The sequence below is a fragment of the Rudaea cellulosilytica DSM 22992 genome (assembly GCF_000378125.1).
In the GTDB taxonomy this organism is placed as follows: Bacteria; Pseudomonadota; Gammaproteobacteria; order Xanthomonadales; family Rhodanobacteraceae; genus Rudaea; species Rudaea cellulosilytica.
In genome coordinates this window covers 1-24,052 of sequence record NZ_KB899242.1, presented here as the reverse complement: position 1 = coordinate 24,052, position 24,052 = coordinate 1, and the positions used below count along the sequence as shown (strand labels likewise).

The window sequence follows — 24,052 nt, the reverse complement described above, 5'->3', positions numbered from 1 at the left end:
CACGCTCTGTGCGCATAGATACCCCCCTCTACGAATCTGTCGTTCGACCTGAACTTCAAATCACGTATAGATCGACATATTCGTTGACGGGAATGTCTTCGAGTCTCGATTGGTCGAGCGATACGTCGAGAATCGCCTGTTGCTGCTTCATCGGAAAGCGCCGCGCAAGGTTGGTGCGAAACTTCGCTTCAAGCAGCGGAATGCCTTCCTTGCGCCGGCGCTTGTGGCCAATCGGATATTCGACGTAGGAGAGTTCTTACTCTGCCTTAGTGATGACCGAAGACACTCGAACCGCGCCTTCCGATCAAGCGAGCTCAAGGTAATGGCTTCGCATTCGTTGTGGTCTCCGCTCTCCACTCCGTCACCGTTTCCGTCTGCACACGCCTCGACGCTGGCCGGGCGATCGATACGGTTCCAAACGAAATCGTCACGGATCTGCGAGTGTCTATGATCTTTATAGCTTGTGTCTCAACGCACTCTCTTCAAAATCCAGCTCACCTTCCTCTTTCTTCGCGGCAATGTAGGCGAGAAATGGATGAATTGGGGTAGTGCTCGGTATCTCGACAGCAACGAGCCCCATGCTCTCATTGTACTCAGACTTGCATCCTAGAGTCTCCAGCTGCGCTCGTACCGTCGCGTTGATCGTGGGATCAGTGAGAATAAGACGGAACGTTGAAATTCCAGAAGGCTTCAATAGCTTCTTAAAAAGCAATTCTCCATCGATACGCTCGGCCTCAATTTCATCCTCAGCGCTGATCCCTGCCACATAGAACGGAATGTTGTCGATAACAAAATTTCCATTTAGCAGTGGCTTTGCCCATAGACCTTCGCGTTTTACTGGCGGATAGCCATCCGCGTCTTGCTCAAGCTCAAAAATAATTTTTCTGTGTTCTATCGTCATGGCACAGTTCATTCGTCGCGCGGATTCGGCTTTAGAGTATCAGACATGTTTTGATTACACTCTCGGCATGCATGAGCTGCGTTGTCGGGTGAATTGGTTCCACCTTTCGATCGGGGATCGATATGATCAGTTTGTGCTTCACTCTTCGGTGGTGAAACTCCGCGCTCTGATTTTTGGGCGGGGGTTGTCTTCCTACCGCAATACTCGCAAGCTCTTCCAGCGCGCTCAGCCGCGAGCTCTTTCGTCGCCTTTGAGAATTTACCACCTGGTACATACTTAGCGACATTTTTAATAGCTTTCGCAACTACGCCGCCAATTTCAGGCACGGCCCCAACCACAGCTACAGTGACATTCAAGACCGTCGGCGCTTCGTAGGCTTCCGCAATTCCTTGCGCAGCCCCTATCGGCGAAACAACCGTGCCGACAACTGGCGACTCCCAAGCCGCTTTGAGGCTACTCATTACGCCAGCTTCATTCACGCATGACGAACCCATTGTAACGCACGGCGATTCCCGCCCATCCAGATCCGTTCTCGTCAACGGATTATTCGAGACATAGGCATAGACGTTGAATCCTGCTTTCTGCCCCAACGGATCCACACTCAAGAATCGAGCCGCGATCGGATCGTAATATCGCGCCTGCATGTATGTCAGCCCGGTATCGCTGTCGTTGTAGTGCCCCGTGAAGCCGATGCCGGACGTAGCTCCGCCAAACCAAGCTGTGCCAAATGGCTTGTACTCAACCTGATTTGCGGCATTGCCCAGCGCGTCGCTCTGCACTACCGGACTACCAAGATGGTCGGTATGCAGGTACGTCGTGCCGTTCGGGCTCTGCTTAGCGATTAGTTGCGCGTTGAGGTAGACATAGTCCGTGCTGCCCGCTGGGCTTTGCTCGGTCATCAGCTTGCCGGCACTCGAATACACTGAGTACGTCGTGCCGCCAGCGTTTACCGTTTTGACTCTTCGCCCGTTTGCGTCGTAGAGATAGCTGTTCTGCGCACTACTCTTTTGGTAGCCGATCAACCGGTTGGCTAGGTCGAACGACAGGATGGCGCCATCGCGATTCTGGGTAACGTTGCCGCGCACATCATAGCCGTAAGTGTTATTGCCGCTCGCGTCGGTGAAAGTGCCCAGACGATTGCTGCCGTCGTAGGCATAGCTTTGTGTCTGTCCGCCACTCGTGCATGCGGCATCGGTACTGCCCGTTGTCATCGCGCGTAGGTTGTTGACGCCATCGTACTGGTAGCACTCGTTGCTCCACATCAGCGCTGCTCCCGCGCGGATGAGGCGGTCGAGGCCATCGTAGACCAGGGTCTTGCTGCGTTGCGCGTTGGAGCTTTGATCGATTACCGCCGTTATGTTGGCGTTCTTGTCGAACGTATAGGCCTCATCAAACAGGGTGCTGCCATTCTTGTAGCTCAGCCCGCTCAGGATCTGCCGGGCGTTCTGGTTCGCGGCATAGGCAATGCCGTTGCCGTAGGTGAAGCTGCTCGCCTTGCCATCGGCGAAATAGCCGACGGCGCTTGCGAAACTGCCGGCCTGGGTTGGTCGACCCAGGGCGTCGGGTGCGTAGTCGATGCTTTGGCCGCCCGGATAGGTCATGCCGCTCGGGTGGCCGTTCGCGTCGTATTCGTAGCCCAGTGCAAAGCTCTTGCCGTCGACGGCGAGAGTTTCGCTTTCGAGTACGCCGAGCTTTTTGTAGACGTTGGTCCAAATGGTCACGCCTGAAGTTGCGGTCTGAGTCGCACCACGGCCGTCGTACGTGAAACTCGCGTTGTCGGTGCCGCTCGGGTAGGCGATGGATTTAACCCGGTTCATTTCGTCATACGCGCGCGTAACCAAAGCGGTCGCGGGCACGCTGGTCTTAGCAATGCAGCCGTTGGCATCGGGCGCAAGCGCGGCGGCATTTTGGCCCTGTGCGCTCCACGCCAGGTTATTCGCCGCATCGTAGCCGCGCAGTTCGCTACCCCGCTCCGGATCGTCCTGACGGCACAGGCGCTTGTAGGCGTCGTAGGCAAAACTCCGTGTAACGGTAACAGGAGCCACCTGCCCGGGTATCGGGCCACTCTGTGTGATCGACAACGGATTGCCGTAGGGGTCGCGCGCGATAGTCTGGGTGACGCTTTCGGGCAGCGTGATGCTGAGCGGTGCGTCGTAACTCGGCGTGTCGTAAGCCTGATAGGAGATTAGGGTGACGTTGGCATTCGGGTCAGTGACCTTTCTGGTCACGCCGCTTAAATAGGCGGTGTTCGTAGTCAGCACACCGAGTTCGGAGTCCTGCTTCTGCTTCACCACGCGACCGAGCGCGTCGTACTCGGTCGACTGGCCTGTCGTGAGCGGCGTCGAGGGATCATTCTGCGGGTAGGACTTGAACGTGAGCAAACCGCGCCAGTCGTAGGCCATCGCCTGGCTGATCGCCCCATTCGGGTTCGTCGTATCCGAGGCGACGGTCAGAATCGGCTGCCAGCGCGCATCGTACGAAGTGATTTTTGACGAGTTGCCGCGCGTTTCGGTGCGCTGCCAATACGGATTGCTACTTCCATCAGTCAACGTCTGATAAGTGATGGTTGTCGCGTTCCAGGCAATGGTGTCACCGGTCGGATAGTCGATGCCAATGACTCGACCCACCCCATCGTAGTGGTACTTTGTCGTGGCCCCAACTTGATCAGTCACGCTCGTGACTTGGCCAAAGTCGTCGACGACGTCGCTGATTGACGTGGTGTCTGGGAACTGCACAAGCTGAGGAACACCCAGCTTGTAGTTCGACAGATTCGTTGTGTTGTTGTTGGGGTCCGTGAACGACTGCAACGAACCTTGGGTATCCCAACCGTAACTCATGATCAGTTTGCCGAAATTGGATCGGCTGAGGAGCAGCGCACTGGCGGAATCATAGGTGTAGCTATGTTCAACCTCGTTGGTTGCGGTATTGGTGATCGACGAAGTCTGCCCGACTACCCAATGAGCGGTGTCGTTGTAGTAGCCGGTTGTTTCGGATATCGCACTACCCACCGAATTGCTTCGAGTCGTCCCGGCAGGCCGCCCGTACGTATCGAACGAGTTGGCATTCCAATGATACGTATCGTTGTCCTGTTGAGTTTGAACGCTTTGTCGAGGGTGCAAAATTTGATTCTTCTGCCAGTTGGCAGAAAGGACGGGATCCTTGCCGACCTGGCTTGGGAATGGCCCGGTATCCGGCGACGCATATCCGTAACTGGAGGTAGAAACCACATGGCCGGAAGCATCCAGCTTGCTGACGCTCAGCAAATCGCCGTCGGTGACGGTATTCCAGTGGTTGTCAAACGTGGCGACGCTTTGCGTATTGTCCGGATACGTTGTCGTTACCGTGGTCGTCGGACTCACAGTGAAATTCGGGATGGTGATGCCGTTGACGTTGTAACTGGTGTCTGAGCCGATCACATAGGATTGCGACCAGCCGACCACTTCCGGTTGGCTGGGCGCATAGCCGTAGCCCCAAGTTTGGGCCGAAATCCCAGAGCCAGAGTACGTCTTGCTTACCAGTGACGGCATTTCCCACAATCGCTGTCTGCGGTGGGATGCCGATGCGTTCTGATCGAAAAAGAGGCCGCTAAACGTTGCCGTTACCGTAGGGTTGAATTGGGTAATCTGTCCATAGTGGGCACGAATGAGTTTTTCGACGTTGAATGTACCGGTTAACCCTGACGGCGCTTGGATGGAGCCCGTGAAAATGCGGTTGTCAACGCTTCCATTCGTCAGGCAGTTCCCACCCGGCCAGGCCTGTAATTGGCGTCCATTTACGCAAATAGTTTCCAGCGCAGATAAATCAAAACTCCACTGCGAAGCATCGGGTAACGCCGCCTTGGTCAGGCGATACGGATACGTCGTATTGTAGGAATAGCTGTAGGTTCTCGGGTTTGTCGACGACGATTGTAGAGTGATCGACTTGACGAAACTCCAACCCTCAGAAGTCGTTTGATAGCTAATCAGGACGTCTCTGCCATCTGATGACTTGATTTCCGTCGGAAGACTGTAGATCGGATTGTCCGAGGCGCTGCCGTTCTGTGTGGAATAGGTAAATTGGATGGTGTTGCCGAACCGGTCTTGAATTTTGCTCACGAGCAAAGAAGCTCGATAAGTTCCGCTGGAAAATCCGTTGACGAAGTTATCGAACCAGTATTTTGTGCCATCTGGGGAAACGGCGTAGAAAGCTTCGCCTGGTGCCCCGTTCGACGTGCTCGCCAAACAACTAATTTGCCAGTGATCCGTTGTCACGAGCGGAAAGGTAATTGCTTCACCCGTTGGACCTAAAGCCGCATCGGCGTCGGGTTGCAGATTGTTTTCGGAGGCACGCAACATGACTTCTTGAGTACCTGAGCCGGGAATTACGATCTGAACGCCCTGCCATGTTGCGATGGCTTTGTTCAGGAATCTTGTCGCCTGCGAAATATTGGAGGCATCTTCGAATTGACTGCAACGCTGCCAGTAGTACGTCCATTGAAGATTGTTAGTCGCTGCTGGCTCCGCACCCCAATAGGTACCCGCGGGTATAGCGGCTGTGATTCGAGGTAGTTCCAACGTCCAGTCGGCGAAAGCTACCGTATTCGTGTAGGGCATGCTGGCGTCTGCCAACTCGAATCCGCGATAAATCTTGATGTCTGGACCGATACCGCGGAAATCTACATCTTTCTGCAGAAAGCTCAGCTTGCCTGACACCGGATCAACTTGTTCACCAAAAGCATTCTCACCAAGTGGTTCGATACCGAAGGTCGGCTTTAGTTGCGTGACATAGAGTTGTTCCAGCCCTCCTGCACCTGAGGTAGATGCACCACTACCGCTGCTAAGGTAGACAGTTCCTCCCGGGCTCGAAATGATCTGTCCGGCCACGGATACAGAGCTACTTACCGTACCAACTAAGTTGAAAGTGTTTGAGCTATTCGTAGCCGCCGCGGTTGCGACCAGTCTGCTTGTCGCGCTTGCCCCGCTTGCTCCGCTTGTCGTGCATCCGACAGCATTGCAAGCCACGAGATTGAAATAGAGGGGATTGACCGAATCCCAGTACTCAACTAGATAGCTGCTTTGCGTCGTCGGAATATTGCCATCGATCAACAGCCATGGCCCGTTTGCAGAAGAGCCTTGGTAGAGCTGGTAGTAGGTGGGCGCCGGGCCAGTGGTATTGGGGGTCCAAGTCACCACGAAAAGCGGATCGTCCGTAGTCGCTGGCGTAAGAACGCTCGTCGGTGTTGCAGGCGCACCGTTAGCAGTTACTGGCGCGCCCGCTTGCAAAACCCCTACCGCGGCTGTCACTCCATTGCCGCTGAAACTCAGCGTCGCCGCGAGGGGGTTCGAACTAATGTTGTCGCCCCTCGGCGCAATGGTGACGTAGCCTTTGCCTGTGCCGCTAGCCGGAGTCGCCGTTAGCCATGAAGTGGGCCCATTGACGTCGGAGCCGCTGACGCTCCAAGCGCAATTCGGCGGAGCAGTAACAGCGACGTTTTGCGCCGCTGCGTCGCTGGCGGCAAAATTCAATTGGTTCGGACTAACGGTCAACCCGGCGCAAAGGGAAAGGGACCCCGTCACGGTGAACGGCGAGGTTGTGTAGGCGCTGCAATTCGTGATCGTACTGCACGCCGCCACGCCAAAGATATACGAGCCTGCGCTCACCGGCACAGTCTTGCTCGTGGGTGTCAACGGGAGATTGTCCGACAGGACATTCCAATCCCCACCTGTGCTCGGCTTGTATGCCAGGCGGAAGAAACTGGTATGTGGACCAACCTCAGCCGGCGTCCATTCGACGAGCACGTTTGACACCGCAGAATCCGCCTGGCTCACTTGAACCTTAGTCGGAGCAATGGGCGTCACGGCCATGAACTGCGTCACATCCACCGTGGCTTGCAAAATCCCACCGTAGACCGTGATTGCCGCGAAGCGCGATTGGTTCAGTGGGTTGTCGCTTATCGGTGCCGCGGTAATGGAACCGTTACCTGTTCCCGATGCGACTGATGTAATGCTCAGCCAGTCGTCGGTACTGGTGGCGACGGCGGTCCAATCGCAATCGGAAGGTGCTTGCACGCTGACGCTTGCCGCTCCCGCGCTATAGGGACCGAAGTACAAGTTTATCGGCGTAACGGTCAAACTCGTGCATGGCGTAATCGTGACGTCAACCTTCTTGGTGGTTGTCGGACCGCATCCGGTCGAATTGCACGCTTGCGCCTGGTAAAAATACGAGCCTGTACTCGTCACGATATCGTCGTAGGAGGCACTTTCCGGAGCGATGTTCGCATTGAGCGAAGTCCAAGGCCCGGATGCGCTCGGCCCTCGGGAAAGCTTGTAGTAATCGACCGGGCCCGCTGTCGTGTCGGGACCGATGTAATAAATGTAGACCTCACCGTTTGCCCGAGCCTTGCTGATTTGAAGCACCGGAGCGCCAGGCAGAACATCCGCCCCCGCCCACGCCTGCAATTCGACGATGCGCGAATTGCCAGCGAGGGCATCGTTGACAACCACCCGCACTTGGCTCGTCGTGACCGGTGCAATGTTCACCACCCGTTTGACCAGGTTGTTTCCCGTCACCGAAGCAGCCGTGTTCCAGGCCGAACCACTCCAGGTCTGCACATCGAAACTGGTGATGCCGTACTGGGTGAATGTGGACGAATCCGTCGGGATGCCTCCGGTCGCATAAGCGTCCTGCAGCGTGTACAACGCAACCCGGCTGATCGTCTTGGGCGTGTCGAATGCCACACTGACCCAGTCGGGGAACGTGTTCAACGTAGCGTCGTTCCAGCCACCGTTGTGTCCCCAATTGACGCTGTCCAGACCGCAGTCGTTTATCGTTGATGCCGGGTAGTTCGGCAGGCTGCTAGAACTGCTCGCGACGCCGCCGTTGATCGCCGCCGCCCAGTTGATCGTGCCGACATCTGACAGCGCACACGGTGGCGTGACCAAGAAGGAATCGCTGCCTGTGACGCTTTGAAGCGTTACACCGCTTACCACAGAAAACGGACCACTGGTTCCACTTGGCGGGATCGTCGCGACGATCTGCGTGTCGCTCCAGCTCGTTATCATGCCGACAACATTCCCGTTGAGCTGGAGACTGCCGATGCCTTTGCTGGCGCCGAAGTTCGTGCCGTTGATCGTCACCTTCGTCCCCTGCGGACCGCTCGGAGGCGCGAAGTCTGTGATCGTCATCGGCGGATAGCCCACCGTGTAGTCGTCCGAACTCGTGGCGGTCTGGCTGGCGATGTCGGTCCAGGCGCTGCTCACTGTCACGGCAATCTTGCCGTCCGTCGCTCCGCTCGGCACCGTCGTCGTCAGGCTGGTCGATGTCGCGGCCGTCACGGTGGCAGCTGTGCCATTGAACGTCACCGCGTTGTTGGCGAGGGTGTTGCCGTCGAAATTGGTGCCCGCGATGGTCACCGTCGTGCCTTCCGGACCAATCTGCGGACTGAAGCCCGTGATCGTCGGCACCGGCACCGTCACCGTGAACGGAGTTGAGCTCGTGATCGCGCCCACGCCCGGCACGGAGACCTTTAGCAGACCGCTGACGGCATAGCCGGAGGGAACCATGACTGTCAGACTCGTCGCTGTCGCCGCCGTGATTGTTGCTATCTGGTCTTGAGTCCCCGAGATATGGCCGGTGAAATACACCCGGTCGTTCGCCAGCGTGGGCGAGAAATTGTTGCCGCTGATCACTACCGTCGTGCCGGCCGGCCCGCTGGTTGGACTGAATCCGCTGATCGTCGGCGCGGGAGCTTGTACGGTAAAGCTCGGTCCGGTCGCCGTCATTCCATTTACCAGCGCCGTTACTGCGCCCGTCGTCGCTCCGGACGGCACCGTCGTCGTCAAGGTGGTTGACGTCGCCGACGTGACCGTTGCCGCCGTGCCGTTGAACGACACCTGATTGTTGGCCGCCGTCGTGCTGAAATTCGTGCCCGTGATTGTGACTGTAGCTCCCACTACACCACTGGTCGGGCTGATGTCGGTGATCGTCGGTGGACTCGGCGTCACCGTGAACGAGCCGCTGCTCGTCCCGGTCTGAAGCGACACGCCACTTACCACAGAAAACGGACCACTGCTTCCACTTGGCGGGATCGTCGCGACGATTTGCGTATCGCTCCAACTCGTTATCGTGCTGACAACATTTCCGTTGAGCTGGAGATTGCCGATGCCTTTGCTGGCACCGAAGTTCGTACCGTTGATCGTCACGCTGGTTCCTACCGGACCGTTGGTCGGCGTGAACCCTGTGATCGTCACCGGCGGATAGCCCACCGTGTAGTCGCTCGAACTTGTGGCGGTCTGGCTGGAGACACCCGCCCACGCGCTGCTCACCGTTACCGCGATCTTGCCGCTCGTCGCTCCGCTCGGCACGGTCGTCGTGAGGCTTATCGACGTCGCCGCCGTCACGGTGGCCGCCGTGCCGTTGAACGTCACCGCGTTGTTGGCCAGGGTCGTGTCGTCGAAATTGGTTCCGGTGATCGTCACCGTGGTGCCCACCGGCCCAATCTGCGGACTGAAGCTCGAAATCGTCGGCATCGGCACGGTTACGGTGAAGGACGATGAGCTCGTCACCGATGCTGCCGCCCCCGTGACGGAAACTTTCAGCGGACCGCTGATCACATTCGCCGGGACGGTGACGGTCAGGCTCGTTGCCGTCGCTGCCGTGATTGTTGCCACTTGATCCTGAGTTCCCGAGATATGGCCGGTGAAATACACCCGGTCATTCGCCGACGTGGGCGAAAAATTGGTGCCGCTGATCACGACGGTCGTACCGGGCGGTCCGCTGGCAGGACTAAAACCCGCGATCGTCGGTGAGGGGGCAAGCACGCTGAAATTCGGACCGGTTGCCGTCATCCCGTTCACAGTTACTTGCACCGCACCAGTAGTCGCTCCAGACGGCACTGTCGTCGTCAAGCTGGTTGACGTCGCCGACGTGACCGTCGCCGCCGTGCCGTTGAACGACACCTGATTGTTGGCCGCCGTCGTGCTGAAATTCGTGCCCGTGATCGTGACTGTGGCTCCAACTACACCGCTGGTCGGGCTGATGCCGGTGATCGTCGGTGCATTCGGCGTCACCGTGAACGAGCCGCTGCTCGTCCCAGTCTGAAGCGACACACCACTTACCACAGAAAACGGACCGCTGGTCCCACTTGGCGGGATCGTAGCGACGATCTGTGTATCGCTCCAGCTCGTTATCGTGCTGACAACATTTCCGTTGAGCTGGAGACTGCCGTTGCCTTTGCTCGCGCCGAAGTTCGTGCCGTTGATCGTCACGCTGGTTCCTACCGGGCCGCTGGTCGGCGTGAAGCCTGTGATCGTCACCGGCGGATAGCCGACCGTGTAGTTGCTCGCGCTCGTGGCGGTCTGGCTGGCGATGTCGGTCCAGGCGCTACTCACCGTCACGGCAATCATCCCGCTCGTCGCTCCGCTCGGCACCGTCGTCGTCAGGCTTGTCGATGTCGCCGCCGTCACGGTGGCCGCCGTGCCGTTGAACGTCACCGCGTTGTTGGCGAGGGTGTTACTGTCGAAATTGGTGCCCGCGATCGTCACCGTCGTGCCTTCCGGGCCAAACGTCGGACTGAAGCTCGTGATCGTCGGCACAGGCACCGTCACAGTGAACGGAGTTGAGCTTGTGACCGCGCCCACGCCCACCACCGAGACCTTTAGCAGGCCGCTGACGGCATAGCCGGACGGAACGGTGACCGTCAGACTCGTCGCTGTTGCCGCCGTGACTGTTGCTATCTGGTCCTGAGTCCCTGAGGTATGGCCGGTGAAATACACACGGTTGTTCGCCAGCGTGGTCGAAAAATTGGTGCCGCTGATCGTCACCGGCGTGCCGGCCGGCCCGCTGGTTGGACTGAATCCAGTAATCGTCGGCTGGGGGACTTGCACGGTGAACGTCGGGCCGGTGGCGGTCACCCCGTTCACGGTTACCTTCACCGCCCCGCTGGTCGCACCCGCCGGAACCGCAGCGGTGAGCTTGGTGTTCGTAGCAGTCGCGACCGTCGCCGCGGTGCCGTTGAAGGTGACCGTGTTATTGGCCGCCGTCACACTGTAATTGGCTCCATTGATGGTCACCGTCGTCCCGACGACGCCGCTGGTCGGACTGATGCTGGTGATTGTCGGTGCTGCCCAGGCGGGCATGCACATCAGGAGCATCGCCACTCCCATCCAACGCAGCCACGCGGCTACCCGCTCCTTGGCACTTCCACGTTTCATTGCAGACATCGCCATCATCCGACTAAGCATCTGCGGTTCCTTGTTTTCGATTATTTTGGACAGACAAAAAAGGCCGTCGATGACGACCCTTCGGGCGTCATTGGCCCGGGCAGTTTTGAATTTGGAATTCGAGGAGCGCGGTTCTTGACTACCACGCTATCCGGCAGCGAGTACGTCGCGGGCTTGTCATAGTCCGCACGTGATGCATTCCGGAAACCATGGCGACGACTTCGTTGGCCAATGTGACCTAGCTGACGATCGTGTCGGCGGTTTGGGCAAGGGGCTTGCCCCGAAGGGGAATAAACAACATCCGTGGGAACCACCTTTGCGGCGAGGGCGCGTCCATGCTGCATTCCCATCGCATTACCCCAAAAAATTATTTCCTGAATGAACAGTTAATGTAGGGAATCAGAATTAACGTTGTCAATACTTTGTTGCAAGTTAATAGAATCTCAGGTCGGAAGAAAAACATCGCCACACTTCCGTTGGACGTGGCGCGTCGTAGTCGGATCCGAGTAGGCGCGTGCATCTGACGAACCCCCATAACAGGCAACTGCACGTTCTCAGCGCGATTTGTAAACCTGGGGCAATAGGCATGAATGCGAGATACGCCTTTGCCTCTTTCATTTCCTAGAGAAGCCGCACCATGCCCTTGCAATGCGACACTTCACTACGGCGCCGCAGTAAGGGATTTGATACCGCAGTACATGCCGTCGGAGTCGGTGGTGTCTTCGGAGGCGACGGCGATGAGCTTGGTTTTCGTGGCTTTACCGTGGTCGACGGCGTTCTGGAACGAGGTCGCCTTGCCGTTCGTGGTCGCGATGGCGAGATTCCAAGGCATTAGCGCGGTGTTACAGAACTTGATTCGATCACCGTTGGCGTTGAGCATCGTCAGCACCAGCATGGAGGGGTGCTTGGAGTTTCGCTGGTTGTTTTCCACGGTGGCGATGCCGATCGTGCCGGTAAAGGTGAGCGGATCGGGTTTGTCAGGCTTGTTCGAATCGGCGTGCGCCGTCGCTGCGCAAAGAGCAAGCAACACCGGGAATGCGAGACGAATTGTGGTGAACTTTTTCATAGCAACCTTCCAAACCTGACTGTCTATCGCAACGACCGTAATGCCGCGCCAGTTGTCTTTCGCATACTAATTGTGATTGTTCATAAAGACCTGGCCCTTTCGCACGAATCCTTTTCCGCGCCCGGACAGGGATTCGTTTAATACACAGGCTTTCCTACTTGATCTTTTTCAATGAGCACGCGTCCTTTAGAGTTGGCGGGCACTGGCTTAGCTGGAGGAATAGTTGGGTTGCTAGCGTAACGCTTCCCGTCGAATGGTAGAGCGACCTCATAGCCATTTAAAACACCACCACCTTGAACCCATACACCAATATTGGGGAGACCATTCGTTTTCTCGCTCAGCAGCCTTATCGGCAGCTTCACAATTCCCGATTCGCCAATTACGGTGTATCCGTCTTTTTGGGGCGCAAGAATAATCAGATTGCATCCTCCACTTCCGCACCAGCCTTTTCCACTTACATAGACTATCACCTCTTGTATGAAACCACTTTCCGATTTTACAGATGAAAAGGCAAACAATGCACCCTGACGGACTTGGGGAGGAGCATCTATAAGATACTGACGTAAAAAATTACGTACAGATTTCTCAATATCACAGCCGCCTACCTTTTCTGTTGACGAAGCTTGGCATGCAGATGCTGACGTGATGCCCATAAAGAGAAATACAGCTAGTCTCAAGATGCTTTTTTTCATGATTGAAATACGAAATCTGAGGTTATCTGAAGCACGCCATCAAACCTATAATATTACTTCCATAATTGTTCCCGGTAGTTCCTGAGTCTATCTTCTCGGGATTGCCAGAGAAATTCCCCTTTTTATAAGGACTCATATTGTAGGATGCGGCGGTGGCCTGCATGAGGTTGCCGTAGGTGAACTCAGGGAATTTTTTGGATAAAAATTCCAAATTTGGACCTAGCAGATCATGCGCGGCATACCTTGCCGCAAAAGCCAAGTCATTTGCCTGAGCGGCACCAACGCCAGGCTGATCAGTCATTTGGAATACCCCCATGCCATGCCCTCCTCCTACTTCGTTGATAGTTTGAAAGCCACTTTCTCTTACCCCAATCGCACCCAATATTGACGCTGGCACGTAGGTACCGGACGCTGCATTAAGGAGTACGTCCCATTTGTTTTTTGCTCTGGCTACAGCATCTAGCCCCTTATTCGCAATGGTTAGGGCAGCGGCGCATATTTCTGCCGCCGTTGGAACGTCTTCGAACCCACCACTACCATCGGTAGAGAGCTGGGCATCTAGCGCAAATGTCGTGACTCCCGCATCAGGAGGCGGCCCATCTTGACTATACGACAGGTTGTTCTTGCTCGGACCTGACATCATCTGATTGAATGCAAACTCAAACGCTGCACTCAGCGCTCCATTGGCAAACTTCCCACCCGTCACTTCCGAGATCGTACCGCCAATGACCGCCGCCCGAATCGTGCCCGGAACGATGTCTGCTGGTGGCAGATTCGGATTGATCTCCGCACTCAATCCGGCACTGATAAACCCGTGTCCGAATTTGCCTCCTTGCAGCACGGCCATAACGCCGCCCAGCGCTGCGTGCGCTGCGACGTTGCCTGCCATGTTGCTTGCGTACGGGATCGCCTGGCCAATGCCAAAATCCAGGCCGGCCTCCAACCCACCCAGTACGGCCCCTCTGGCGTTGCCGGTTTGCACGTAACCCGCCGTGGCGCCGCCCGCCACGATGATTGACACAGCCGCGACTTGCGTACCGCTTCCGGCCGCAGTGAACGCCGCTGCGAACGTTTGACCCTCGGTCACGCCCACCACACTCGATGCCCAGCCGTAGCTAGCAATCGTGATCGCAATTGCTCCTGCCGTACGCAGATACCCCTGCTGCCTATGTCCCCAATATCCAGTCGGATCGGTCGTCGCCAGCGGATTGTTGAGAACGTAGCTGTACCGGTTGAGGCTTTGCAGATTCCCCGCATCCTGCACAAACGGATCGGCTTGGACGAAGCGTTGTAACGCAGCGTCGTACACGCGCCCATTCATGTGGATCAGGCCCACCTCATCCAGCATCTCGTGCCCGGTATAGCCGTGGTGCGTCGCACTGGTGTCGAAATCCGCACTGCCGTTGAAGTCCAGCGCTGCATAGATGCCGTTGCTCGCAGTAGCTCGTGATCCGAACGCCGTGTACGCCTGCGACGATCCGGCACCACTCAGTGCAATGCCATTCGCATCGGTGATGCGATGCGTGGAGCCGAGGTTGTCCGTGAAAAGATAGTTCGCGCTCGTGCTACTACCAATCGTCTGGGTGAGGATCAGCCCACCGAGATAGCGCTTGACCTGGATTGCCGCATTCTTCGTCGTTGGGTTGAGGCTGATTTCGGCATTCCCAAGGAAGTGCGTCACGCTCGATGCCGCGGCTGTCGGCACGGCGTCGGTGGCGTCTTCACGCACCGCTCGCTCGCGGCCAATGCCGTAGGTCCAGCGCGTGGTGTGCGCGCTCGTATTCGACGATGCCGTGCGTAGCGCGTCGTAGCTCGTGTATGTTGCCGTGCGCTGTGCGTTGCCCGCGCTGTCGATGCTTGCGATCTGATTGCCTCGGGCGTCGTAGCAGTACGTCAGGCCGTTGGCTTGGGTCACTGCATCGACGCCGGCGGTGCTCACGCCGCCCAAGCTCGTGCACACGGCGCTATTAGTGTAGTTCTGATACACATAGCCGAACTGGCCATTCGAGGTGATGTTGCCGAATGCGTCATAGCTGTTTTGCGTGCCTACGCCGTTGGCCAGTGCCGTGGCGCTGGCCGGCATCAGCGGAGCGGGATATAGCGCCTGACGCGCATCCGCGCTCATCGTGATCGGCGCGGTGCCCACCGAAGCCGGCAAGGGCGTCGGACTGGTCGGACTCACCGGGCAGCCGGATGTGGGCGTGGCCAAGGCCGTATTGCCTTGCCACGTCAGCCGCTGCAGCTTGTCGTAACACGCGTACTCATTCGTACTCGTGTTTGGACTTTGATCCTTGCGTAGCACCACGTTGCCGAGCGCGTCGTACTGGTAGACGAGGTTCTGGATCGCGGCGGGGCTGGACGAGGCCGCCAGGGTCTGGCTACTGGCGATCTTTGTCAGCCAGCCCATGGCGTTGTCGTAACTGCGGTTTGTGGACAGGTGCCCGTCCGCGCGCAGCTCGGCGGTGACGTGGCCGCGCGCATCCATCGAGGATACTTCCTGATAGATCGTGCCTTGCGTGCCGTTCTCGCCGTCGCGCGTCTGGTACGGATAGCCCAGCGCGTTGTACACCGCCAGCTCGCCCGTCTCTGCGATACCGTCGCCCGAGAAGAACCCCTGGAAACCGCGGCCGTATTCGTCGTACGTCGTCTTCTGCATGTAGTGCATCGCACCCAGCGTGGTGGCCACACTGCTGACGCGGCCGAAACCGTCATAGGATGGGGTTTGTATTTCGGTGAGGCCGTTGTCGATGCCCGTTGCGGTCTGGAGAAGGCCGGCCTTCGCGGCGCTACTATCGTAGGTCCAGCTCGCAGTCGTTTCCGCCGTGCCGCTGCAGGTGGCATTGGGGTAGTCGTTGCGCACGAACGCGCGGCCTTGGCCGTCGTAGCGCGTGGTCGTGCAGACGGACGAGCCCGTCTTCGCGATCTGTTCGCCCAGTGCGTTGTAGCTGTAGGTCCACGAGCCGGCGTCCGGGTCGATAAGGCCGGTCTTGCGACCGAGCACGTCGTAGGTCATCGTGCTCATCGCGCTGCTGCCGCCACCGCTGCGCGTCACCGACAGCACGTTGCCGGACGGATCGTAGGCGTTACTCACTGTTGAGCCGTTGGCGTCGGTGACCGTGACCACCTGGCCCAGGTGATTCTGCGTCTTCTGCCGCGTCTCGATCTGGCTGGAACCGTTGGCGGGCGAAGTCACCTTGGCGTTCAACCCTGTGTAGGTCGTGCGCGTCGCCGAACCATTGGGATGATTGATCTGCAACACCCTTCCCAAGATGTCGTAGAACTGTCGCGTGCAAAACGGAGCGCCCAGGCAGTCGCCACTCGACGTCAACGTAGTGTCGGCGTTCTGTCCCACCTGCGAGGAGGTCGCATCGTAGGTGAAGTACGGCTCGGTCGTCTTCGTGGTGCGGCCGAGGTTGTCGTACGCCGTCGCCACCGCGACCGTCTGGCTCGCATCAAAACCCTGCTGCAGCTTGAGCACGACGCGGCCGAGCGAGTCGTAGTATGTCCACGTGGCGGGGCTTCGGCTGCTGCCGTCACTCGTGCCGATGCTGGTGTAGGTCTGTACGCGGTACACCGCGTTGCTTGGGCACGGCACCTGGTTTGCCAACGACACGTTGGCGGCGACGTAAGGGTTCAGGCCGGTGTCGCACCAACGGTAGATCGTCTGCGTCGCCGCGCCGGTGTTGCTGGCGCTGAAGTACGTGCGGCCAAGCGTATTCGTCGTGGTTTTGACTTCGACGCCATGCGCGTCGGTGGTGTCCTTCGGTGTGCCAAAGGCGTCACGGCTGTTGACTTGCAGCGTCTTCACCTCGCTGGCGCCGTTGCCGCCGTCGGAGAACGGTGCGTAGGTTGCATTGGCGTAGACGCCATCGACGCCACCCGTTGCACTCGTTGCGCTGAAGTCCGAGCGCGCGTAGCGCTGCACCCAGGCATCGTTGGTGGCGGATTTGAAGACGAAGCTTGCCAGCGAAGCCGAGAGTTTGGCAGTGGACAAGGCGGAACAGGTGACGACGCTGCTGCACGTGTCGACTTCGATTTCGTTACCGTAGCCGTCGTAGAAGTGATACTTGTCGACTTCCTGATACTTGCCTGCGCCCTGTTGCAGGTGCTCACCAATCAGTTGGCCCGTGGTCGCGTCGTACTCGAAGGTCGAGGTGCGCGAGATGGTGTCGTTGCTGACACCGTCGGTGTTGCTGCCTGTCACGGTCGTTGTTGATTGCGTGAGACGGCCGAGGAACCACTTATTCTCATCGTCCTGGCCATATTGCTGCGCGGTTGTCGTCGTGCGCACCGGCGAGGAGAAAACGAACGCACTCGTTGCGCTCGCGTAGTCGGTCACTGTGCTCGATTGCAGTTCACCATAGGCGATGCCGTTGTTGCCGGTGTAGGTGAACGTGCTTTGTTGGGCGCTGAGAAGCGTACTGTCGAGTCCGTACTTGAGCTGCGCCGAGCCGGTACGCGCCACAAAAAGCGGTTTCGGAGGAGTCTGCGTAGTTAGTGGCAGCCCGGTCGTCGTGCCCGTACTCGCAGTGGCAAGCGCGATGTCGCTGCCGTTCTGCCAGTAGGCCGCGAACGTATCGCGGCTGTCGCTCAGGATCGGCTTGCCCGACAGGCCGTCGGGCTGTATGCCATATTTCATGCACGCTTGAGCATCGGGATTGCCGCCGGCCGAAACGTCGCAATCCGTATCGACGCTGGGGCTGTCTTGATAGGCCATCGTTTCGATCGGCGTACCCGTGAATGGATAGGCTTGGTTGTACGTCGTGACCGTCGTTACGCCAGTCTGCTCATCGGTTGAGTAGACCTTGTGGAATCCGAGCGAGCCGCGGCCGCCGCCCTGAATTTTCTGCCCCGCGTAGCGGTAACGAATGGTGCTCATCGCACCGGGACCCGTGGTCTGTGGCTTGGTTGAATCCAATTCGGTCGGCGCCGTGCTCTCGGCATACTGCACCACCCAGCGCGGAGCAAAGGTGTCCTGCACCGGCGCACCATAACCCGAGGCGAGCGTGTAGCTGCTGTATTCGCGGTAATACAGTGAAGAGTACGTCAGCAGGCCGTAGGTCAACTGCGTTGTCGCACCCAGACCGGACTGGATCGAGGTGATCAGGTTGCGTGGCTTGTGATGCGAAGCCGAGCGCGTGATCAGCCAGCCCCCGTGGTTCAAACCAGTGTTCAGGTAACTGTAGCTGCTCAGTCCATTGGCATCATCACCCGTGGGATTGGTCGACAACTGATCAGGGTATCCGTCGCCATCCACGTCGGCCAGATAGGAGAACAGCCTCTTCGTATCCGAACCGATGTCTGGCGACAGGAATGGAGTGATGACGGGTTGCTGGGAAAAGCCACCCTGGCCGCCATTGGCGCTGTCCTGCCAGAGGTAGACAAGGAGGTTGGCACAGAACGGTGCCCCGCCATTACAACGGTACTGCGGCACGATCAAATCGGCTTTGCCGTCGCCGTCGTAGTCGCCAAACTGGACTTCGTAGGGACCACTTAAGAACTTACAGCCGCCGACGGCGGTGCTGTCGATAACCGTGCAAGCCGGCGACGTGAAGCTACCGTCGCCAGTATTGAGCTGATAGACCCATCCGCCAGAATCGTCGACGGCCGCATCGTTACTGCCACCACGCGAGAAAGCCACATCGGGCAAGCCGTCACCGTTGATGTCCACGATCTGAAACAATTCGCGATGGTTGTAGCCGGTCGGATCCGTGAACGACGTCGGCCACGCGTAGCCCGGCGCGAAATGGTAAGCGCCGTCCGTCCCGATGCCGATCGCGGTGAATATCTGCAAGTACTCATTGCTCGCCGACGGATTGTTCGGCGCAGCACAGGCGCTGTTCTGCTTGAGCAGGATGTCTGCCCTGCCATCGCCGTTGAAATCCGCCACGCGCAGTTCCTGCGCGGTGAAGTCGCCGATTGGACACGGCGCCGCACCCTGCGGCACATCGATGACCACGTTGTACGGCCCCTGAAACAGATAAGGGCAAGCGACCTGGATGGTGTTCACCGTACCATTCGTATCGCGCATCTTGGCCTGGCACTGCTGGCCTGTGGTATTGGGCTTGAGCAGCCAGACCGAGGCGCTCTGATCGTTGAGCACGAAGGCGTCGGGCAATCCGTCGCCGTCCACGTCGGCGACATGCATTCGCCCGGAATGGGAATGCTCGTCGTAGTTGAGCGCCTTGGCCAGCGGCATGTCGCAAGGCGCAGTGGGACAGCTCGCGCCGTTGTCGACGGAATGGTATGCACCGTTATTGAAGTTCGTAAACGGCACGGCGTTGATGCCAGAGATCTTGGACGCGAACTTGGTGCCGTCGCTCAACCAGACGACCCAACGGAATTGATCCGGCCGCGGATCGTCGGTGTAGTCGCCGTTGGTGGCCTCGAGCAGGATCAGGTCGTCCTTGCCGTCACCATTGAAATCCAGCAACTGGAAACTGCCGGCTGGGTCGAGGAACTTGTAGAACTGCGGACAGGTGTAGTTGTTCCGCGGCGTGCCGGAATCCGAATCGCTGGCACAGTTGCTGTTCGGAATGTTGCCGAACGAGGTGTCTTCATCGAAAAAGGAGGAGAAGCCGCCACCAATGCCGTCATACGATCCCTTCGATGGATCGGAGAAGCCGATGCGGAACCCCATATGCCGGTGGGTACCGTAGTCGATCAGGAACACGGCGTCGGCGCGGCCGTCGCCGTTCACGTCGCCGAAGCGCATGCCGCTTGGGTTCTGATAAAAGAATTTCCGCTGACTGGTGCCATTGATTACCGGCGGGGTACCCGGATTGATCGCCGAGGCGCTCCATGCGCTTGCATCGGCCCAATCAAATTTTGTCGGCGCGTAGCAGACTTGCGTTGAGGAGTTGTCGCACTCCTGGACGCCAGTCAGTTGCAACTGCATCGGATTGTTGACCGCATGCTGGTAAGTCAACTTGTAATTGCGCAGCACCGTGCCGCCGCTACTGACCGTGATGTCGCCTGCCGCACTTGCGGCATCGCAATACGCAGGGGCACTTCCGGACTGGATTGCGTTTGCGCCGAGCATCGTTCGGCGCTGCACCGGGATGCCGCCCTGGTAACTGATCGGCTGACCGAAGCTGCAGTTTCCCGAACTGGCGGGCAACCGGTTGCTGAACGTGATTGTGCCGCCGCTGTACGTCACGGAACTCAAGGCTACCCAAGCGGCCTGCGCGGTCGCCATGTTCGCGTAGTTGTAACGAATCGCGTTGCCGTTGGTGTCCTTGATCTCGTAGCGATACCAGGATTTGGTGAAGATCGCGTTATCCACCGAGCGCTTCCACGCCAGTTGCGCAAGGTGCAAGCCACTGGCGGAGTCCGTATCCGTGCCGCCGTAACGATGCGAAGACCCGTCCTTGTTCTGGACGAGCCATGTCGTTGGCACTGAGTAATTCGAAGCCGAAGATCCGTTTATCGTATCGGCGAGCTCGATCTTCACACGCGCGAAGAGATCGTTCTCCGTGCGATACAGCGCTCCGGCCTGGCCATTGTTGCCGGACATCAGGATCAGGCGCTGCCCGTCCAAACAGTACGCCGCCTTCGCGGGCTGCGTGTACGCTAACTCGCTCACGCCGAGGCCATCGCCGTGTTCCTGCGTCTTACGGCAGATCGAGATCGAAGACTCGCCTTCCAGTTGCCAACCGACGCCCAAGGCGCCTTCGCCACCGCCGCTGTTATAGGAGATCGCCAATCCTGGCGTAAGTCCGCCGACGCCGCGTGGCGTGTAGATCGGGATGTGATAGCTCGCGTTGCCGCTGGCATCGACGGCGAACTGACCTGTCGTCGATCCGACGCTATCGGACACTGTGTCCGCAGACGGTGCGGTGGCCAATGTGGGTGGTGTTGGAGTCGCGGGACTGGTGGGAGCAGCCACCGTTACTGTGACAGCAGCACTGGGTGTGTAGTCGCTACACCCCACGTCATTGCATGCAGCAATGCCAAAATAGTACGTCCCGCTCGCCTGCGCCGTATAGGTCGTGCTGGTCTCAGTCGCCGATATGTAGCTGTTCGCCACGGTCCAGGGACCGGTCGGAGAAGTTGATACCTGCAGGACATAGTACGAAGGCTGCGGACCCGTGCTGCTGGGAACCCAAGTCAACCCGATCACGCTCGACCCACTGTCAGGCGGCAAGACCGTCAACAACGCGGGGGCATTGGGAGGAACTGCTGGAGGAGTGCAACCAGGCACTTGGGTTTGTGCCTGCACATAATCACTGCATATTCCGGGCGTTTTCTCACAGGCCGCCACAGCATAGTAGTGAGGTTGCCCAGTGGACGTAGAGGACCAGCTAAGCGACGTTGCCGGCACGCCATCGATGACGCGCCACCCCGCACCATCTTCACTGATGGCAATGCGATAGTTGTCTGGTGCCGTGCCTCTGGCCGGAGCGTCCCAACGAAGCTTCGCATCTCCCGACGACGGGGCCTCCGATGGGAGCAATTGAGTTACGCAAGTTGGCCTTTGAGGAGCCTGAGACCCTACGTAAATCCACCCCGATACGACAGGACCGAAACGGGTCGCAGACGAGCCGTCGGGAGAATCCTGCACCATTTGCCAACTGGCAACGTAGGTGCCCGGCGTCGAGGGCAACACTATGACAGCGGTGAACGTCACGGAGTCTCCGATCGAGACCGGATTCGAATTCGGAAGGTTCACCCGTCCACCGGGTACCCAACCCGCGCCGTCGAGCTCTCCTAAGCGAATGTTTTGCGCCTGACTCCAGGACGTCAGCCCGGTATTCGTCATCGTCACGCTAAGTGCTACTCTCAGACCCGGATCCCACGTCGGAGGACTTCCTCCTCCCGGCTGGCCGAACGGCGATTGGCTTACCAGTTGCGCATCCAGCGAGACCGTCGGCAGGACGGTGAATGCAGGCGACGTTGCGGTTTGCGTCGCACCGTCGATGGTCACGGCCACGATGATCGGGCCGGTTTGCGCGCCTTCCGGCACCCGGACAACCAACGAGGCGTAGTCAGCTTGAATGATCTCACCGTCTACCCCGCCGGTGAACGTTACTTTGTTTTCACTGGCGACCGCACTAAATCCCGAACCGCTGATGGTGACGTTCGTGAATACGACTTGCCCTTGCGATGGTGACAAGCTATCGATCGTCACCGGTGGGGGAACGTAGTCGAAGCTCGCTGCACTTGTCGCCAGATCGCGAGACGGGGTTCCAACGCTGATGGGACCATCCCTCGAGCCCAATGGCACAACCGCGACAATCGACGTGTCGCTCCAACTCAAAATCTGAGCGGGTTGACCTCCCGCCTGGCCATTGAAAAAACGCACATTGCCGATGCCCAGGGGATCGCTGCCAAAATACTGGCCCGTGATCGTCACTTGGGTGCCCGGACCTCCCTGCTTTGGGGTGAAATCCGTGATGCTGGCCGTCGGTACGGGACCGACGATGAAGTTGCTCGGATCGTAATGCGCTTCGACTTCGACGATGCGGCTGTAGTTGCCATCCGCACTTGCGTTGCCGACCACACGCACCGCCGTGGTCGTCACCGGCATGAATACCACGCGCCGCTTCACCAAATTGTTGCCGGTAATACTCGCCACCGTGGTCCACGTCGAATCCTGCAGCACCTGGACATCGAATGCGGTCAGCCCATACTGAGTAAACGCGGTGGAATCGGTGGGGTCGACGCCTGACGAATAGTTGTCGCCCAAGGTATAGACGATGACGTCGTTGATTCGCTGTGCGGTCGAGAAATTCACCTGCAGCCAGTCGGGGAATGACTGGAATGTGCCATCGCTCCAGCCTCCTCCGTTGCTCCACAACGTTCCAGCGATATCGCCGTCGATCGCACCGCTCGTACCGAATGCAGCGCCGAAAGTCGTCGACGCAGAGGCTGATGCACCCATGCGTGCCGATGCGACATTACTCGCCGGGACCGAAGTGCTCGTTCCGTTCTTGTTGGTAATAACGACTTGACCCGTTGTCGCCTGCGACGGGACCCATACACTTAATTGAGTGGCGCTGGCCTGAGTAACGGGGGCAGCGATGCCGTTGAACGTGACGGTATTCGCATCGGTAGACGAATCATCGAAGTTCGCGCCGTAAATTACGACTGGGGTAATCGCTGGGCTGCTGACCGGCGAAATCTGAGCGATCGTCGGAGGATTCGTGAGAGTGAATGTAGGGCCGACAACCGAAATCACTGGCGGGCCTGCACGGTAGATTACGATCGGCCCGGTGGTCGTGCCGTGCACGATTTGAAAGCGCAGCTTGGTCGGGGAGGCATAGAACAACGACTGCTGTACGCCGTTGATCGAAACAGCATTGTTCGCCAATACGGGATCGAAGTTGTAACCATCGATGGTGACAACGGAATTCATCGGACCGCTGGAAGGCGTGATGCTGGTGATGATCGGCGTAGGAACCACGGTGAAGTCACTCGCACTCGTGCCGGTTTTGCCATTCACGGTCACGGACAGCTTGCCGCTTGTTGCGGCGGTCGGCACCGTCACGGTCAGGCTCGTCGCGCTCGCCCCCACCACCATCGCCGCTATGCCGTTGAACTTCACGATGTTGGAAAGGTTCGCCGAGCTGAAGCCGGTGCCGGTGATAGTCACCGTATCGCCCACTTGACCGCTGACCGGCGTGAATCCCGTGATCACCGGCGGCGGATTGGTGATCGTGAATGGGGTGGCAGTGGTGGCGCTTTGCCGGGTCGCAGCGACTACCGTGATCGGTCCATCCGTTGCGCCATCAGGCACGGTGAAGGTGATCGAGGTGTCCGACCAACTCGTTGGCGATATCATCACGCCGTTGAGCTGAAGGTTGCCGATGCCTTGGCTCGCACCGAAGTTGCTGCCGCTGACGACGACCGTCGTTCCGAATGGACCGCTCGTTGGCGAAAATCCGCTGATCGTCACTGGCGGATAACCCACTGTGTAGTCGGCCGCGCTCGTCGCTGTCTGGCTGTTGATACCCGATTGCGAGCTGCTGACCGTAACGGAGATCTTGCCGCTTGTTGCTCCGCTCGGCACCGTGGCCGTCAAACTCGTCGCGCTCGCCGCCGTCACCGCGGCTGCGGTGCCATTGAACTTCACCACATTGTTGGCTGCGGTCGCGCTGAAATTGGTTCCCGTGATGGTCACCGACGTGCCCACCGGACCGATCGATGGACTGAAGCCCGTGATCGTCGGCACCGGCACAGTGACCGAAAACGC

General features: G+C 58.5%; 6 protein-coding genes and 1 pseudogene. 1 reads left to right on the top strand and 6 read right to left on the bottom strand.

The features are described 5' to 3' along the window. Positions 1–55: 55 nt before the first annotated feature. The 3 genes and pseudogenes from prpD to F455_RS22460 all read right to left on the bottom strand — a co-directional run. Positions 56–235, bottom strand: a pseudogene (prpD, locus tag F455_RS23585) (2-methylcitrate dehydratase); the annotation flags it as partial. A gap of 219 nt (positions 236–454) precedes the next feature. After that, positions 455–901, bottom strand: a complete 447-nt coding sequence (locus F455_RS0109940) for a DUF4265 domain-containing protein (RefSeq protein WP_026293255.1) — start codon at positions 899–901, stop codon at positions 455–457. Between the two features lie 8 nt (positions 902–909). Beyond that, entirely contained in the window at positions 910–10,950 is a 10,041-nt protein-coding gene (locus tag F455_RS22460) for an IPT/TIG domain-containing protein (RefSeq protein ID WP_245539982.1), read from the bottom strand. On the opposite strand from F455_RS22460, the gene F455_RS23450 reads away from it, so the two are divergent. Further along, positions 10,943–11,239, top strand: coding sequence for a hypothetical protein (locus F455_RS23450; RefSeq protein WP_018973125.1), 297 nt, complete (start codon positions 10,943–10,945; stop codon positions 11,237–11,239). The genes F455_RS22460 and F455_RS23450 overlap by 8 nt on opposite strands. A gap of 522 nt (positions 11,240–11,761) precedes the next feature. On the opposite strand, the gene F455_RS0109865 is transcribed toward F455_RS23450, so the two are convergent. The 3 genes from F455_RS0109865 to F455_RS0109860 form a co-directional block, all read right to left on the bottom strand. Beyond that, the gene (locus tag F455_RS0109865) at positions 11,762–12,166 is read right to left on the bottom strand and encodes a hypothetical protein (RefSeq protein WP_018973124.1); all 405 of its coding nucleotides are present in this window, start codon (positions 12,164–12,166) and stop codon (positions 11,762–11,764) included. Positions 12,167–12,303: 137 nt separating this feature from the next. Next, positions 12,304–12,858, bottom strand: coding sequence for a hypothetical protein (locus tag F455_RS22930; protein WP_157578707.1), 555 nt, complete (start codon positions 12,856–12,858; stop codon positions 12,304–12,306). Between the two features lie 22 nt (positions 12,859–12,880). Next, positions 12,881–23,980 carry an IPT/TIG domain-containing protein gene (locus F455_RS0109860; protein ID WP_245539981.1) on the bottom strand — a complete coding sequence of 3,700 codons (11,100 nt, stop codon included), beginning with the start codon at positions 23,978–23,980 and terminating at the stop codon, positions 12,881–12,883. Between the last annotated feature and the right edge of the window lie 72 nt (positions 23,981–24,052).